This is a genomic window from Microbacterium sp. Leaf320 (assembly GCF_001423485.1).
Classification (GTDB): domain Bacteria; phylum Actinomycetota; class Actinomycetes; order Actinomycetales; family Microbacteriaceae; genus Microbacterium.
The window spans coordinates 491,217-507,093 of sequence record NZ_LMOD01000001.1 but is presented as its reverse complement, the minus strand read 5'-3'; the positions used below and the strand labels follow the sequence as shown (position 1 = coordinate 507,093).

At 67.2% G+C, this 15,877-nt stretch carries 17 protein-coding genes; 8 read left to right on the top strand and 9 right to left on the bottom strand.

What is annotated here, in order from left to right:
* Positions 1–7 precede the first annotated feature (7 nt).
* The 3 genes from ASF63_RS02365 to ASF63_RS02355 are packed head-to-tail and all read right to left on the bottom strand — an operon-like array spanning position 8 to position 2,257.
* Entirely contained in the window at positions 8–1,312 is a 1,305-nt protein-coding gene (locus tag ASF63_RS02365; RefSeq protein WP_056509078.1) for a GNAT family N-acetyltransferase, read from the bottom strand.
* Between the two features lie 40 nt (positions 1,313–1,352).
* Complete coding sequence (locus ASF63_RS02360) at positions 1,353–1,598, bottom strand: zf-HC2 domain-containing protein (protein WP_053095677.1); 246 nt, start codon at positions 1,596–1,598, stop codon at positions 1,353–1,355.
* Positions 1,595–2,257, bottom strand: coding sequence for a sigma-70 family RNA polymerase sigma factor (locus ASF63_RS02355; protein ID WP_056509075.1), 663 nt, complete (start codon positions 2,255–2,257; stop codon positions 1,595–1,597). The genes ASF63_RS02360 and ASF63_RS02355 overlap by 4 nt, the downstream gene beginning before the upstream one ends.
* Before the next feature lie 70 nt (positions 2,258–2,327).
* Between ASF63_RS02355 and aroA the strand changes: the two genes are divergently transcribed.
* The 3 genes from aroA to bcp are packed head-to-tail and all read left to right on the top strand — an operon-like array spanning position 2,328 to position 5,203.
* Entirely contained in the window at positions 2,328–3,653 is a 1,326-nt protein-coding gene (gene aroA, locus ASF63_RS02350; RefSeq protein ID WP_056509072.1) for a 3-phosphoshikimate 1-carboxyvinyltransferase, read from the top strand.
* The gene (gene rsgA, locus ASF63_RS02345; RefSeq protein ID WP_056509069.1) at positions 3,650–4,720 is read left to right on the top strand and encodes a ribosome small subunit-dependent GTPase A; all 1,071 of its coding nucleotides are present in this window, start codon (positions 3,650–3,652) and stop codon (positions 4,718–4,720) included. The genes aroA and rsgA overlap by 4 nt, the downstream gene beginning before the upstream one ends.
* A gap of 9 nt (positions 4,721–4,729) precedes the next feature.
* A complete protein-coding gene (bcp, locus tag ASF63_RS02340) occupies positions 4,730–5,203 on the top strand; it encodes a thioredoxin-dependent thiol peroxidase (RefSeq protein ID WP_056509064.1) in 474 nt (157 codons plus the stop codon).
* A gap of 24 nt (positions 5,204–5,227) precedes the next feature.
* Here the strand turns inward: bcp and ASF63_RS02335 are convergent, their stop codons facing one another.
* Positions 5,228–5,611, bottom strand: a complete 384-nt coding sequence (locus ASF63_RS02335; RefSeq protein WP_056509061.1) for a hypothetical protein — start codon at positions 5,609–5,611, stop codon at positions 5,228–5,230.
* Positions 5,612–5,846: 235 nt separating this feature from the next.
* Between ASF63_RS02335 and ASF63_RS02330 the strand changes: the two genes are divergently transcribed.
* Entirely contained in the window at positions 5,847–6,095 is a 249-nt protein-coding gene (locus ASF63_RS02330) for a WhiB family transcriptional regulator (RefSeq protein ID WP_028503730.1), read from the top strand.
* 72 nt (positions 6,096–6,167) lie between these two features.
* Here the strand turns inward: ASF63_RS02330 and ASF63_RS02325 are convergent, their stop codons facing one another.
* Positions 6,168–7,652 (bottom strand): sensor histidine kinase, encoded by a 1,485-nt coding sequence (locus ASF63_RS02325; protein ID WP_056509058.1) that lies wholly within the window; start codon positions 7,650–7,652, stop codon positions 6,168–6,170.
* Between the two features lie 24 nt (positions 7,653–7,676).
* A complete protein-coding gene (locus tag ASF63_RS02320) occupies positions 7,677–8,063 on the bottom strand; it encodes an Rv3235 family protein (protein ID WP_056509056.1) in 387 nt (128 codons plus the stop codon).
* 95 nt (positions 8,064–8,158) lie between these two features.
* Between ASF63_RS02320 and ASF63_RS02315 the strand changes: the two genes are divergently transcribed.
* Entirely contained in the window at positions 8,159–8,803 is a 645-nt protein-coding gene (locus tag ASF63_RS02315) for a hypothetical protein (RefSeq protein ID WP_235560668.1), read from the top strand.
* Here the strand turns inward: ASF63_RS02315 and ASF63_RS02310 are convergent.
* Positions 8,791–9,069 carry a helix-turn-helix domain-containing protein gene (locus ASF63_RS02310; RefSeq protein ID WP_056509054.1) on the bottom strand — a complete coding sequence of 93 codons (279 nt, stop codon included), beginning with the start codon at positions 9,067–9,069 and terminating at the stop codon, positions 8,791–8,793. The genes ASF63_RS02315 and ASF63_RS02310 overlap by 13 nt on opposite strands.
* 97 nt (positions 9,070–9,166) lie before the next feature.
* On the opposite strand from ASF63_RS02310, the gene ASF63_RS02305 reads away from it, so the two are divergent.
* Positions 9,167–9,793, top strand: a complete 627-nt coding sequence (locus tag ASF63_RS02305) for an SAF domain-containing protein (protein WP_056509051.1) — start codon at positions 9,167–9,169, stop codon at positions 9,791–9,793.
* Positions 9,790–11,031, top strand: coding sequence for an AAA family ATPase (locus ASF63_RS02300; protein WP_056509048.1), 1,242 nt, complete (start codon positions 9,790–9,792; stop codon positions 11,029–11,031). The genes ASF63_RS02305 and ASF63_RS02300 overlap by 4 nt, the downstream gene beginning before the upstream one ends.
* On the opposite strand, the gene ASF63_RS02295 is transcribed toward ASF63_RS02300, so the two are convergent.
* Positions 10,955–12,181, bottom strand: coding sequence for a pyridoxal phosphate-dependent aminotransferase (locus tag ASF63_RS02295; RefSeq protein WP_056509045.1), 1,227 nt, complete (start codon positions 12,179–12,181; stop codon positions 10,955–10,957). The two genes, ASF63_RS02300 and ASF63_RS02295, sit on opposite strands and share 77 nt — an antisense overlap.
* A 70-nt stretch (positions 12,182–12,251) precedes the next feature.
* Positions 12,252–15,062, bottom strand: a complete 2,811-nt coding sequence (secA, locus tag ASF63_RS02290) for a preprotein translocase subunit SecA (protein ID WP_056510151.1) — start codon at positions 15,060–15,062, stop codon at positions 12,252–12,254.
* A gap of 164 nt (positions 15,063–15,226) precedes the next feature.
* On the opposite strand from secA, the gene ASF63_RS02285 reads away from it, so the two are divergent.
* Complete coding sequence (locus ASF63_RS02285; RefSeq protein ID WP_056509043.1) at positions 15,227–15,829, top strand: PadR family transcriptional regulator; 603 nt, start codon at positions 15,227–15,229, stop codon at positions 15,827–15,829.
* The last annotated feature ends 48 nt before the right edge of the window (positions 15,830–15,877 follow it).

The following is a 15,877-nucleotide window of genomic DNA, read 5'->3' as shown; positions in this document are numbered from 1 at the left end:
AGACCCGTCAGTACCAGATGTCCAGAGCCGGCGCGGGGAACGAGACGAACGCGCGGTCCAGAGCCTCCACGACGTCCAGGTCGGCCACGATGCGTCCTGCACCGTGCAGAGATGCGGCGCGCACTCCTCCGGAGTACAGGATCGACAGCGCCGAGACGTCGAGCTCAGCATCCACCCGGTCAGGGTCGTCCACCACATCGACTGAGGCGGCGCCCTGAGCGTCCACGCGAAGGCGCCAATCCCCGGCGGTGAAACCGAGCGGGTCGCTGACACGGATGACCACGTCGAGCGGCGCGGAATACGTCCTCGCGGTGAGCGCCGTCGAGATGTCGAGGATCCGCAGCCAGCCGTGATCGTGAACGGTCTGCGTCACACCGCGCGGGTCGCGCACGAGCCAGGGAAGAGCGTCGTCCAGCGGACGCAGATCCGCTGTGACCTCGTCGACGAGATCATGCTGCAGAGCGAACTGCCAGAGTGCTGCCGTCGCCTCCGGGGTCTCCGCGACGAGCAGCCGCACGTCGAGGGCGAAGCGGAAGGACCCGCTGCCGTCGCGCAGCGTGATCGCCATCGCTCCGCGCACCTCGCCGTCCCGATCGATGAAGCGGACGCCGCGCACCTTCGCGCCGTCGGTGTTGCCCGGCGCGAGCCCTGCGATCCCCGTCCACCTCGTCGGCCATCCGGGGATCTGTCCGGCGCGCGCGCTCCGTGCGCGGTCGTGCACGGCGCCGAGTGCCTCGGCGAGGGCTTCGCGATCGACGTACTCGACACGCCCCTCGACGACGGGCCCTGCCCAACCGGCGCGGCGCGTGTCCACGGTGAACTTCGCCATGGGCAGCGCCGAACCGAAGCCGTACCGGCCGTAGATCGTCGCCTCCGAGACGGTGAGACCGGCGATCGGCACTCCCGCGGCCGCTGCAGAGCGCAGTTCGCCTTCGAGAAGAGCCCTGGCGATCCCGCGGCGCCGATGCGTGGCAGAGACGGTGACACCGCTGATCGCCCACATGGGCAACTCAGAGCCCCCGGGGAGCGTCACCGGAGTCACCCACGAGTCGATGGTCGCAACCGGCATCGTGTCGGCGGCAGCGGTCTCGTACACGCCCGTGTTGCGGCGAACGTCGAAGGTCTGCTGACCGAATTCCAGCTCCTCAGCCGACGGCACTGCGCCGAGGAAGCCTCGCGTGGTCGCCCTCTGGAAGAGATAGGCTCGGTTCGCATCGGACGCATCGACGACCCGATACGTCAAAGATCCGGCGGCGAGACGCGCGGTCGATTCGGGATCGGCAGGGATGTCGCGTGAGTCGATGACCGTCATGCATCCACCCTACGGGCAGCCGAGACTCGGCCGGGATGACTCAGTGCTGAGCGGACTGGACCTCGCGAAGTCGCGCGAACACCTGGTCGCGCAGCTCCTCGGGGGCAGTCTCCTTGCATGCACGGGCCACGACTTCGGTGAGGGTCGTCGCGACGAGCGCCTCGTCCCGGCAGGACGGGCAGTTCTCGAGATGCTCACGGATCTCGGTGTGCTCGGTGTTGCACACCTCGTTGCGGAGGTACTCCTCGAGATCCTTGCGGGCTTTGTCGCAGCCGCAATCGGTCATTTCTTGCTCCTCGGGTCGGCCGCGGAGATTCCCCGCTCCGCGGCGTAGTCAGCCAGCAGCTCCCGCAGCATTCGCCTGCCACGATGCAGGCGGCTCATCACGGTGCCGATGGGCGTCTTCATGATGTCCGCGATCTCCTGATAGGCGAAGCCCTCGACGTCAGCGAGGTACACCGCCAGTCGGAAGTCCTCGGGAACGGCCTGCAACGCGTCCTTCACGACGGATGCCGGCATGTGGTCGATCGCCTCGGCCTCGGCTGATCGGCCGTGCGACGCCGTGGTCGACTCCGCACCGCCCAGCTGCCAGTCCTCGAGCTCGTCGATCGTGCCCTGGAACGGCTCGCGCTGCTTCTTGCGATAGATGTTGATGTACGTGTTGGTGAGGATCCGGTAGAGCCACGCCTTCAGGTTCGTGCCCTGCGAGAACGTCGCCCACGAGCCGTACGCCTTCACGAACGTCTCCTGCACGAGATCCGCTGCATCGGCGGGGTTCCTGGTCATGCGCATGGCCGCGGCGTAGAGCTGATCCATGAAAGGGATCGCCTGCTCCTCGAATTCGCGCCGAGGGTCGCTGACCGTTTCTGCGGTTGCCGTGTCATCCATCACCGGCCAGTCTAGGCCGCTGAGGTCCACGGACTCGCGTTCCAACGTTGCGAGCATGCTCTCTCCTTGTCGTCGAGCGGACGCCATTCTCTCTGGTGGACACTCACGTTTACTAAGGTGGGAACCGATGAGCGCCAACAGGTATTCCCCCTCCCCTGTCCAGGGCGTCTATGTCGCGCCATCCGCCACTGATGCGGTCCACGCCACCGTGACGATTCCGGGGTCGAAGTCCCTCACGAATCGCGAGCTCATCATCGCCGCGATCGCCGACGGCCCCGGCCGCCTGATCGCTCCTCTGCACTCCGACGACTCCCGCCGCATGGTCGACGCTCTGCGCGCTCTCGGCGTGGGAATCGAGGAGGTCGAGGGCGGCGGGGAGTTCGGACCGGACCTCGTCATCACGCCCGCGAAGCTCGTCGGCGGCACGACGGTCGACTGCGGCCAGGCAGGCACGGTGATGCGCTTCATCGCCCCGCTCGCAGGGCTCGCGCAGCACGACGTGCATATCACCGCACATGAGACGGCGCTGCATCGCCCCATGGGCGGACTCATCAGCGCGCTGCGCGATCTCGGGGTCGACATCGACGACGAGGGCACCTGGGCGCTGCCGTTCACCATCCGCGGCCACGGTCGCATCCGCGGCGGGCGCGTCGAGATCGACGCCTCGGCCTCGAGCCAGTTCGTCTCGGGGCTGCTGCTCGCCGCCCCGCGCTTCGACGTCGGACTCCATCTCGTCCACACCGGGTCGCACCTGCCGAGCCTCCCCCACATCGACATGACGATCGAGGCGCTCAGCCGACGCGGCATCCGAATCGAACGTCCCGCGACCGGAGAATGGCTCGTCGAGGCCGGTGTCCCCCGTGCCAAAGAGATAGCGATCGAGCCCGATCTCTCGAATGCGGCACCGTTCCTCGCCGCGGCGCTCGTCACAGGGGGCTCGGTGTCGGTACCGGGGTGGCCCGTGCACTCCACGCAGCCCGGAGCGCTTCTTCCCGAGATCCTGCAGGCCATGGGCGCCCACGTCGGCCGCCACAGCGGAACGCTGACGGTGAAGGCCGGTTCCGAGATCCACGGACTCGACATGGACCTCTCCGCGGCGAGCGAGCTGACCCCGACGCTGGTCGGGCTGGCTGCGTTCGCCTCGAGCCCCACGACGATCCGCGGCATCGGCCACATCCGGTTGCACGAGACCGATCGGATCGCCGCCCTCATCGGCAACATCCGCGCCCTCGGCGGCGAGGCGGAAGAGCTCTCCGACGGCCTCCGCATCATTCCGCGCTCGCTGCACGGCGGCGGATGGGCCGCGCATCACGATCACCGGATGGCGACGACAGGAGCCCTCATCGGTCTCCGCGTGCCCGGCGTCGAGATCGACGACATCGGCACGACGTCGAAGACGCTCCCCGAGTTCACCCTTCTCTGGGAGCGGATGCTGCGGGGCGCATCCGCGTGAGCTGGCTCGACGACTCCGACGACCTCGAGGACGGCTTCGAGGAGTACGACGAGAGCACCATCCGCACGCGCCCCAATCCCAAGGCGAACCGGCCCCGCACCAAGCGTCGCCCCGCGCACGACGATGCGCAGATCGGACGTGTCCTCGGCGTCGACCGCGGCCGGTACTCCGTGCTGCTCGACGAGGACACCCCCGATGAGCGCATGATCACTGCGGCACGGGCAAGAGAGCTCCGTCGCAACCCGATCGTCACGGGAGACCAGTCGAAGGTCGTCGGTGACATCTCCGGCGAAGACGGGACGCTCGGCCGGATCATCGGCATCGTGGATCGCACCTCTCTGTTGAGGCGCAGCGCCGACGACACCGACCAGGTCGAGCGGGTGATCGTCGCGAACGCCGATCAGATGCTCGTCGTGGTCGCCGCCGCCGACCCGGAGCCGAGAGCACGACTCGTCGACCGCTACCTCGTGGCTGCGCTGGATGCCGGCATCCGCCCCCTCCTGGTAGTCACCAAGACCGACCTCGCCGATCCCGCCGCCTTCCTGTCCCACTTCGACGGACTCGACCTGCGTGTCTTCACCAGCGCACAGGAGGAGATGCCCGTCGACGAGATCGGCGCGGCCCTGGTCGGTCACTCGACGGTGTTCGTCGGGCACTCCGGTGTGGGCAAGTCCACGCTCGTGAACGCCCTCGTGCCAAGCGCGCTGCGCGCCACCGGCCACGTCAACCAGGTGACCGGGCGAGGTCGTCACACGTCCTCCTCGACCGTCTCGCTGCGCTACGAAGGACCTGAAGGCACGGGGTGGGTCATCGACACTCCCGGAGTCCGCTCCTTCGGCCTCGGACACGTCGATCCGGCGAACATCCTCGCCGCCTTCACCGAGCTCGCGCTCATCGCCCGGGACTGTCCCCGAGGCTGCACCCATCTCGCGGATGCTCCCGACTGCGCCCTCATCGAAGCGGCCGAGAGCGGCGAACTCAACGAGACGGGGCGCGCGCGCCTCGACTCGCTGCAGAGGCTCCTCCAGACCTTCGCGGACAAGGCCGAGCAGGCACCCGGCCGCTAGGCTGGGGACGTGACTGTGCGCCTCGAACCCGGAACCGCTGCCCCCGACTTCGCCCTCCTCGATCAGGACGGCGAAACCGTCCGACTCGACGACCTGCGCGGCCAGAAGACCGTGCTGTACTTCTACCCGGCCGCGATGACTCCCGGGTGCACGACTCAGGCCTGCGACTTCCGCGACAGCATCTCCTCCCTGCAGGGTGCCGGGTACCGCGTCGTCGGGGTGTCACGTGACGAGCCGGCGAAGCTCGCCGAGTTCCGCGAGCGCGACGGGCTCACTTTCACCCTGCTGAGCGACCCCGACCACGCCGTGCACGTGGCCTACGGCGCCTGGGGCGAGAAGATGAACTACGGGAAGGTCATCGAGGGTGTGCTGCGTTCGACCTTCGTCCTCGACGAAGAGGGCACGATCGCTCTCGCCCAGTACAACGTCAAGGCCACCGGGCACGTCGCGCGACTGCGCAAGCTGCTCGGCATCGACGTCTGAGCCCATTCGGCCTGAGACTGGCACTCAGTCGACAGGACGCTGATTCTCGGCGCGCGTGCTCGCGATGAGAAGGATGAATCCCAGCAGTGAGGGGAGTCCGACCGCGAAGGTGAACACCCACGCGATCGGCTGGAGCGTCAGCGATGCGAGCGCGAGGGCCAGCGCCAGCACTTGGAAGACGATGCCGCCGGAACGCGCCCAGGAGTGACCGGCCCGAGTGCCGATCGCGAACGCCACGAGAGCACCGGCCCCGATCAGCGTAAGCACGATCAGCGCGAGCGCTGTCGGCAGGGATGCCGCATCGCCGGCACCGAGGCCGATGAGTTCGATCAGAGCGAAGACGATCAGAGCGGCACCTTCCGCCGCGAGGACTGCCGCAGCTGCCAGAGCAAGGCCGGGTGAGCGCACGATGTGTCTCCTGAGAATCGAATGAGAACCGGCGAAACCCTTGATTTCGCCGGTTTCATGTAACAGAATAGACAGCGTCATGTGCTCCCACAGCGGCGTGGGGCGGGCTTCGTGCTCGCATCACAGAATGCGGGCATCCGTCCGTATCTCATACAGGGTAGCCGAACCCGATCTGCACCCGAAATCCGAGTCGTCGCGTCGCGATGATCTACGCAATCCACACCGAGGAGCCCCCATGGACTGGCGCGACAAGGCCGCCTGCTTGACTGTCGACCCCGAACTGTTCTTCCCTGTCGGGAACACCGGTCCGGCCGTCGACCAGATCGAGAAGGCGAAGACCGTCTGCGCCACCTGCACGGTGACTGAGATCTGCCTGCAGTACGCCCTCGAGTCCAGCCAGGATTCGGGCGTGTGGGGCGGCCTCTCCGAAGACGAGCGCCGCGCACTCAAGCGCCGCGCCGCCCGCGCCCGCCGCGCTTCCTGAGCATAGAGAAGCGGCCCGAGACGATTCGTCTCGGGCCGCTTCTTCGTACCCGGTCGGCGTGGACCGGCTCGTCTACTTGGTCAGCCAGCGGAGCGGGATGTCGATGACGACCTCGGTGCCCCCGCCATCACTCCCCCGCCACTCGATGGAACCGCTGAGCTCGCCTTGGATGAGAGTCCGGATGATCTGCGTTCCGAGCCCCTGGCCGATCCGCCCTTCGGGCAGCCCCTTGCCGGTGTCGCGAACCGTGACCCGGAGGTTCTCCTCGGTGCGGTGCGCATCGATCGTGACCATGCCCTCCTGCCCCGCGAGGCCGTGTTCGACCGCGTTCGTGACGACCTCTGTCAGCGCGAGCGCCAGCGGTGTCGCGTACTCGCTCGGCAGCACCCCGAAGCGTCCGGTCGACTGCGTGCGTGCGCGGGTGTTCGGAGCCGACGCGACCTCCGCCACCAGCTTCAGCACGCGGTGGAAGACCTCGTCGAAGTCGACCTTCTGCGTCAGCCCCTGCGCCAGGGTGTCATGCACGACGGCGATCGAGTCGACGCGGCGCATCGCCTGAGTCAGGGCGTCGCGCGCCTCGTCGGAGTGCGTACGCCGAGCCTGGATCCGCAGCAGCGATGCCACGGTCTGCAGGTTGTTCTTCACGCGATGGTGGATCTCGCGGATCGTCGCATCCTTTGTGATGAGCTCCTGCTCCTGGTGGCGGAGCTCCGAGACATCCCTGCACAGGACGATCGCGCCGATCCGCGTGCCGTGGTCCTTGAGGGGGATCGCGCGCAGCGACACCGTGACGCCTCGCGCCTCGATGTCGGTGCGCCAGGGGGCGCGCCCCGTCACGACGACCGGCAGCGACTCGTCCACCTGACGAGACGGCGGCACGAGCCGGGTGGTGACCTCGGCGAGGGACTCCCCTTCGAGTTCGTCGTCGAATCCCATGCGATTGAATGCCGAAAGGGCGTTGGGGCTCGCGAATGTCGTGATGCCGTCGACATCGATGCGGATCAGACCGTCCGATGCGCGCGGGGCGCCGCGGCGCGGCGAGGTCGGAGCTGCCGGATCGGGGAAGCTGCCGTCGGCGATCATTCGGAAGATGTCGTTCGCGCATTCGTCGAACGTGATCTGCTGCCGCGACGGCGTGCGCGCCTCGCCGAGGTTCGTGTGGCGTGTGACCACTCCGATGACGGCGGTCGGATGCTCTCGACCGTGACGCTCATTGACGATCGGCACGGCTCGCACACGCGTGGGCGTCTCCTCGAACCAGTCCGGAGACGAGGAGTCCACGATCTCCGCCGACTCGAACGCACCCTGGACCTGCGTGCGCCACTGCGGACGAACCCGTTCCCCCACGATGTCGCGGTAGAACAGTGTCGCCGCACCACTCGGACGCGCGTGCGCGACGGCGATGAACGAGCCGTCCTCCGTCTGGATCCAGACGACGATGTCGGCCGAGGAGAGGTCTGCGAGGAGCTGACCGTCGCCGGCGAGACGATGCAGCCACTCGACGTCGTTGTCGGTCAGACGGCCCTGGGCATGGGCGAGATCACTGAGGGTTGACACCTCACCAGCCTAGAGTGCGTGTGCTCAGAGAACGGCCAACGACGTCGCCCGCCACCGACGGTCCAGTCCCTCCAACCGGATCGCTACCGCGCGTGTGCGCCCAGGTCCTGCGACGACCACGACGGCCTCGACCTTGCCGTCTACCGGCTGGGTCGCGCGGATGGACAGTATCTCGAATGTCGGGCGCGCAGGCGAGACCCCCCTCGCGCTGCGCGCCCTTGCCGACAGGTTCGCACGCGTCACCAGACTCCGGTATGCGTCTTCGTTGAACCAGCGTGCGAGCTGATCGACTTCTCTGACCCCGGCGAGGACCTCGAGCACACCCTGTGTGAGGCTCCGCAGCAGTGGTTGCGGATCCGGAAGCTCCGCACTCGAGGTGGGCTGGGGCGCGAAATACTCGTGAAGCGTCATCTGTGGCACTCTCGATCGGGGAAGACTGCGCCAAGTAGAGCACGCACCCACAGAGCGATCCCGCCGATTCCGCGATCTATGTGGATAACTCGTACATGCTCGTGTCCACATCATTTACGGTGGGGCGCGTGCACTGGGATCGACTGTTCGAAGACCTCGAAGGCCAGCTCGCGGCCGAGTGGGAAAGCGAGCGCGCAGCGCTCGACGCCGAGTCGGAGCGTTTGCGGGTCTCCCGCCTCGAACTCCGCAGTCGACTCCGTGTGCTGTGCGCGGCAGCTGCTCCCGCGACCATCGATCTGCCTGGCGGCACACGCATCCGGGCGCGACTGCATTCACTGGGTTCCGACTGGGTCGCTGCGACGATCGTCGAGGCGGCGGAGACGAGCATCGCCCGCTCGACGCGCATCCTCCCCCTGCACGCGGTCCGAGGCCTGAGCGTCGACCATGGCCTGCTGCTGGCCAGCCTCGATGACTCAGACGCCGCGGCCCCGGTGCTCCGGGAGCGCATGTCGCTGGGATTCGTCCTCCGCGACCTCGGTCGTCGTCGAGTGCCGGTCCGGATCATCAGCGTCGACGGCTCCGACTTCCACGGCACCGTCGACCGAGCGGGCGCGGATCATCTGGACATCGCCCTTCACGATCCGGGTGAAGCGCGCACCACGCAGGCGGTGCGGGGCTTCCGCATCATCCCGTTCACAGCCGTGACGTCAGTGCAGACGGTCGGGGATCACATGCCTTGACTGTGCGACGTGCCCCACACTTCAGGAAAGCTCGCTTCGTTCGCCTGGCGCCACAGCGCCATACGTCGCGCCTCTTCAGACTGCTCCGCGAGATACTCCGAGAGGCTCGGCTCCTCGATCCGCCACCGTGCCGGAGAGCCGAGCTGGGAACCGCGAAGACGCCCTTGGTAGACGAGCTCGATGACCTCGTCTACGTCGATGCTCAGCAGCTCAGCCACCTGCGCAGGCGCGAGGTAGCGCTGCGCGGTCGGGGACGAGTCATGCATCCTCCCATTGTCCCCCCACCGCGCGGATCCGCCACCACCGGGACCGCGCTGTGGATAAGTCTCGACCAGTCGGAGCGAATTCTGTGACCATGTCGGCATGCACAAGTTCGCCCGTACTCGTCGAGCCGTCTGGGGCGATGCCCGCTTCCTTATCGGCATCGCGCTCGTCGTCCTGTCGATCGGCGGTGTCTGGGCCGTCGTCTCCTCGGCGGGATCGACCACACCCGTGCTGCAGGCGAACCGCACGATCGTCCGCGGTGAAGCGCTCGTCTCCGGCGACTTCCAGATCGTCGAAGTCGGTCTCGGCGCGATCACCGATCGGTATCTCGCTCCGCAGGATCTTCATCCCGGGCAGGTGGCTTCGCGCACCGTCGCCGCGGGCGAGCTCATGTCCGAGACCGCCGCAGAGGATGCAGACGCAAGCCGAACCACCACGATCGTCGTCGACAGCAGCACCGGCGTCCCTGCAGACGTCGCCACGGGCAGCGTCGTCGAACTGTGGCACGCACCACCTCCCGCCGGCGACGAGAACAACGCTCAAGCCACCCCACGCATCCTCGTGTCGGAGGCCATCGTCGCATCGGTCACCCGGACCGACGGAATGCTCGCCACCGACGCCACCATGGTGGAGGTCGTCGTCGATCGCGCTGAGGTGGCAGACGTGCTCGGTGCGATCACAGGGGGGTCCGTGCTGTCGGTGGTCCCGATAGGGACGCGCTCGTGACCTCGGTCGTCGTGGCGATCACCGGGTCGCGCGCGACGGACCTGGCCGCCGAACTCGAGATCGAGGGCGTGCAGGTGGTCTCCGTCGTGCCGCCGAGCGGGCTCCTGCCCCTTCCGAGCGGCGTGGATGCCGTGATCGTCACGGCCACTCGCGCCGTTCTGACCCCCGACCTGGTCGCGGCGTGCGATCGGGCGGGGGTTCGAATAGTTTCGCTCGGAGACGGAGACAGCAGGGCGCTCGCCCGGTTCGGCCTCGCTGCCGCGTTGCCGGCGGATGCGAGCGGATGGGAGGTCGCGGGAGCGCTGGCCGCGGAGGTCCCTGACGCCGCCGTCGGCGCACATTCCGCTGCGCATCGCGTATCCGTCGTCTGGGGGCCCTCCGGGGCGCCAGGGCGCTCGACCATAGCGATCCAGCTCGCCGTCGAACTCACCCGGATCGGCCGACGGACCGCTCTGGTGGATGCCGACACTGTGGCGCCGTCGCTCGCGTTGCTCCTGGGCCTCGCCGACGATGCTCCCGGTGTCGCGGCCGCCTGCAGACGTGCCGATCTGGGCGCCCTCGACTCCGCAGAGCTCACCCGCCTGGCGAGCGTCCTCGCAACCAGCGCCGGTGAGATCGAGGTGCTCGGGGGCATCAACCGCCCGGGGCGCTGGCCAGAGCTCGGCGCTCACCGCCTGCAGGCAGCATTGCGCGCCTGCCGTGTCTGGGCCGAGGAGACCGTCGTCGACGTGTCCAGCGCTTTCGACGCCGACGACGAGGCCACGTACGACCTCACAGGCCCACGCAGGCATGCCGCGACCGTCGCCGCGCTGCAGGAGGCCGACGAGATCATCGCCGTCGCGGCGGCCGACCCGCTCGGAATCAGCCGATTCATCCGGGAATACTCCGAGTTGCGACGCCTCACCTCACCCACACCGATCAGGGTCATGGTCAACCGGGTGCGCCCTGGCCCTCTCGGCATCGATGCTCGTGGACAGGTCCGACGCACTCTCGAACGGTTCGCCGGGATCACCGACGTCACGTTCCTGCCCTTCGATCAGCGCGCCGCCGATGCCGCCCTGCTCCATGCGCAGCCGATGGCAGACCTCACGCCGCGTTCCAGCCTCGTCGCCGGGGTGCGACGTTTCGCGTCCGCGCGCACCCCGGTGACGTCGGAGTCCGCTACTGCCGATAGCTCGAGAGGAAGTTCCCGAGGCGCTCGACGGCTTCTGCGAGCACGCGCGGCTCGGGAAGGGTGACGAGTCTGAGGTGATCGGGGGTCGGCCAGTTGAACCCCGTCCCCTGCACCAAGAGGATGTGCTCCGAGACGAGCAGGTCGTAGACGAGCTTCGCGTCGTCCCTGATCTCGTGCACGTTCGGATCGAGACGAGGGAACGCGTAGAGCGCGCCCTCCGGTTTGACGCAGGACACGCCGGGAATCGACTCGAGCCCTTCCCAGGCGATGTCGCGCTGTTCATGCAGACGACCGGTCGGGGCGATGAGCGAGTCGATCGACTGCACGCCGCCGAGCGCTGCCTGCACGGCGTACTGCGCAGGCACATTGGGGCACAGACGAGTCGAGGCGAGAAGATTGATCCCCTCGAGGAACCCCTTCGCGTGCGACTGCGGCCCGGTGATCACGAGCCAACCGGAACGGTATCCGGCGACGCGATAGGTCTTCGAGAGCCCGTTGAAGGTCAAGCACAGCAGGTCGGGGGCCAGTGTCGCCGTCGGGATGTGCACGGCGCCGTCGAACAGGATCCGGTCGTAGATCTCATCCGAGAGAAGCAGCAGCTGGTTCTCACGCGCGATCTGCACCATCCCCTCCAGCACGTCGCGTGAGTACACGACACCCGTCGGGTTGTTGGGGTTGATGATCACGAGCGCCTTGGTTCGCGGGGTGATCTTCGAGCGGATGTCTTCGAGATCGGGCTGCCAGCCGTTGTCCTCATCGCACAGGTAATGCACGGGGGTGCCGTCGGCGAGGCTCGTCATGGCCGTCCACAGCGGGTAGTCGGGTGCGGGGATCAGCACTTCGTCGCCCTCGTCGAGAAGCGCCTGCATCGTCATGGTGATGAGCTCGGACACCCCGTTTCCGAGAAAGACGTCCTCGGGGTCGAAGCGCGGGAATCCCTCGATCTCCTCGTACCTGCTGACGACGGCACGACGAGCGGAGATGATTCCTTTGCTGTCGCTGTACCCGTGTGCCGTGGGGAGCGCGGCGAGCATGTCGTGCACGATCTGGTGGGGCGCCTCGAACCCGAAGATCGCGGGGTTCCCCGTGTTGAGCTTGAGGATCCGGTGGCCTTCTGCCTCGAGCCGCGCCGCCTCGACGAGCGTGTTTCCACGGATCTCGTACAGGACGTTCTTGAGCTTCGACGACTGGTCGAAGTGGCGCGTTGGTCTCATTGCGCAAGCCTACAGCGACAGAAAGAGGGGCCGGATCCACTCGGATCCGGCCCCTCTCGACGCGTCGCGCCTACTTCTTCTTCTTGCCCTGAGCGCGGCGCTGTTCACGGTTCCCCGCTGCCGGCGCGGGGGCCTCGGTACGCTGACCGAAAGCACCACGGGCGGCCTCCTGCGCGGGCTCGGCTGCCTCGGCAGGCGCCTGCCGAGCGGCGGCGGCCTGACGCAGCTTGTCGGTCGCGGCCTGCTGAACCTGGCCTCGATCGTTGCGGACCTCGACCTCGCCGGCGTCGTTCGCCGCAGAGTACTCGAGACGCTGCTCTCCTCCGCCGTCCGCCAGCCCCTTGGCCTCGACCTCTGCGGTCTGCGAGTCGCCTGCACGACGGACCTCGACCTCGAGGTTGTAGAGGTATCCGACGGACTCCTCCTTGATCTGGCCCATCATCGACTGGAACATCGCGTAGCCCTCGCGCTGGTACTCGATGAGCGGATCGCGCTGAGCCATGGCACGCAGGCCGATGCCGTCCTTGAGGTAATCCATCTCGTAGAGGTGGTCGCGCCAGCGACGGTCGAGGACCTGCAGCACGACTCGACGCTCGAGCTCACGGGTGGCCGCGTCACCGAGCGACTCCTCGCGGGTCTCGTAGGCGATCTTCGCATCGGAGAGCAGCTCGCGGGTCAGGCCGTCGGCGGTGATCCCGCCCTTGCGGCCAGCGGCTTCGGAGACGACCTCGTCGATCGTCACGCTCACCGGATAGAGGGTCTTGAGCTCGGTCCAGAGCGCGTCGAAGTCCCAGCTCTCGTTGTGGCCCTCACCAGTGTGGTCGCGCACGACACCGCTGATCGCGTCTTCGATGAAGTGCTGCACCCGGTCGGCGATGTCGTCACCCTGAAGGATGTGACGGCGGTCGGCGTAGATCGCCTCACGCTGGCGGTTCAGGACGTCGTCGTACTTGAGGACGTTCTTGCGCATCTCCGCGTTGCGGGACTCGACCTGCGACTGCGCGCTGCGGATGGCGCGCGAGACGAGACCGGATTCGATCGGGACGTCGTCGGGGAAGTTGGTGCGTGCGAGGATCGCCTCGGCGGCCCCCGACTGGAACAGCCGCATCAGATCGTCGGTGAGGCTCAGGTAGAAGCGGCTCTCACCGGGGTCTCCCTGACGGCCCGAGCGACCGCGCAGCTGGTTGTCGATGCGACGCGACTCGTGGCGCTCTGTGCCGAGCACGTACAGCCCGCCGGCCTCGATGACCTTCTCGGCCTCCTCCGAGACGACGGCCTTCATGGCCTCGTACGTCTCATCCCACGCGATCTCGTACTCTTCAGGCGTCTCGACGGGGTCGAGCCCCTTGCCCTTGAGCTCCTGCACGGCGAGGAACTCGGCGTTTCCGCCGAGCATGATGTCGGTTCCGCGACCGGCCATGTTCGTCGCCACGGTCACGGCGCCGAGGCGACCCGCGCGAGCCACGATCTCGGCCTCGCGCGCGTGATTCTTCGCGTTGAGGACCTCGTGCTTGACGCCCTTCTTGGCGAGGAGTCGCGAGAGGTACTCGCTCTTCTCGACGCTCACCGTGCCCACGAGCACCGGCTGGCCGTTCGAGTGGCGCTCGGCGATGTCCTCGACGACCTGGGCGAACTTGGCGGTCTCGTTCTTGTAGACGAGGTCGGACTGGTCCTTGCGGACCATCGGCCGGTTCGTCGGGATCGGGATCACCCCGAGCTTGTAGGTCGACATGAACTCGGCCGCCTCGGTCTCGGCGGTACCCGTCATGCCGGCCAGCTTGTCGTACAGGCGGAAGTAGTTCTGGAGCGTGACGGTGGCGAGCGTCTGGTTCTCGGCCTTGACCGGCACGGCCTCCTTCGCCTCGATCGCCTGGTGGATGCCCTCGTTGTAGCGGCGTCCGACGAGGATGCGACCGGTGTGCTCGTCGACGATCATGACCTCGTCGTTCATGACGACGTAGTCGGTGTCCTTCTTGAACAGCGCCAGGGCCTTGATCGAGTTGTTGAGGAACGAGATCAGAGGGGTGTTCGCCGACTCGTAGAGGTTGTCGATTCCGAGGTAGTCCTCGACCTTCTCGATACCGGGCTCGAGCACGCCGACCGTGCGCTTCTTCTCGTCGACCTCGTAGTCGACTCCGGCCTCGAGAGTGCGCGCGATCTTCGCGAACTCGGCGAACCAGCGGTTGGCCTCGCCCGAAGACGGGCCGGAGATGATGAGCGGCGTACGCGCCTCGTCGATGAGGATCGAGTCGACCTCGTCGACGATCGCGAAGTAGTGCTCGCGCTGGACGAGGTCGTCCTTGCGCCACGCCATGTTGTCGCGGAGGTAGTCGAAGCCGAACTCGTTGTTCGTGCCGTACGTGATGTCCGCCGCGTACTGCTCGCGGCGCACGGCCGGAGTCTGGCCGGACACGATGATGCCCGTCGACATGCCCAGGGCGCGGTACACGCGGCCCATGAGCTCAGCCTGGTAGCTGGCGAGGAAGTCGTTGACGGTGATGACGTGGACGCCCTCACCCGCGATCGCGTTGAGGTACGCCGGGAAGGTCGCGACGAGCGTCTTTCCCTCACCGGTCTTCATCTCGGCGATGTTGCCGAGGTGGAGAGCAGCACCACCCATGATCTGCACGTCGTACGCGCGCATGCCGAGCGTGCGCTTCGCGGCCTCGCGGACCGCGGCGAAGGCCTCGGGCATCAGCTGATCGAGGGACTCGCCTTTGGCGAAGCGCTCGCGCAGCTCGACGGTCTCGTTGCGCAGCTCGTCGTCGGTGAGCTTGGAGATGTCCTCTTCCAGCGCGTTGACGGCCTTCACGACCTGGTTCAGACGACGGATGACCCGCCCTTCACCCGCGCGCAGCAGCTTCTCAAGAGGATTGGCCACAGATGTCATCTCCCTGTCGATGGTTCCGGCGGCGCCGCTGGTCGGGCGCATGCCAGGCATACTTTGCCATGTTACCTGTCCGTGACCTGCACGTCGTCTGCATGGCGCACCTGCTTCGTGTTTCCGAGTATGTATATATTGATCCACGACACACGGAGGTATACATGTCGGTACGCCAGAGCCTGCTCGCGATCCTCGCTCAGGGGCCGTGTTACGGCTATCAGCTGCGGCATGAGTTCGATCGGCGCACGGGGTCCGTCTGGCCGCTCAACGTCGGACAGATCTACAACACGCTCGAGCGTCTCGAACGCGACGGGCTCGTGGACCGTGGCGACGCTGATGCACAGGGACACGTCTACTGGGAGATCACCGAGGCCGGGATGACAGAGGTCGACCGCTGGCTCGCGGCACCCGTGGAGCGGGGTCTGGCGACCAGGGACGAGCTCGCGATCAAGCTGGCCGTCGCGGCGACGCTTCCCGGGGCGGATGCCACGGACGTGATCGCAACTCAGCGCGTGGCCTCTCGACGTCATCTCGGGACGCTCCGCGATGTCAGAGATTCACGGGAGGACGACACACCTGAAGGCCTCGCCTGGTCACTCGTCGTCGATTCGATGATCTTCGCGGCCGATGCCGAGCTGCGCTGGCTCGATCACGTGCGCGATCGGCTCGCCGAGCATCCTGAGCACGCGCTCGCGCTCGAACTGACATCCGACCGCCCCAAACGCGGTCGACCGGCGCGTCCATCCGTCGCCGCCCTCGTCTGATCGACGTTCGCCTGGAGCGGATGCACAGCCAGCGCTCTCGTTCGGGAA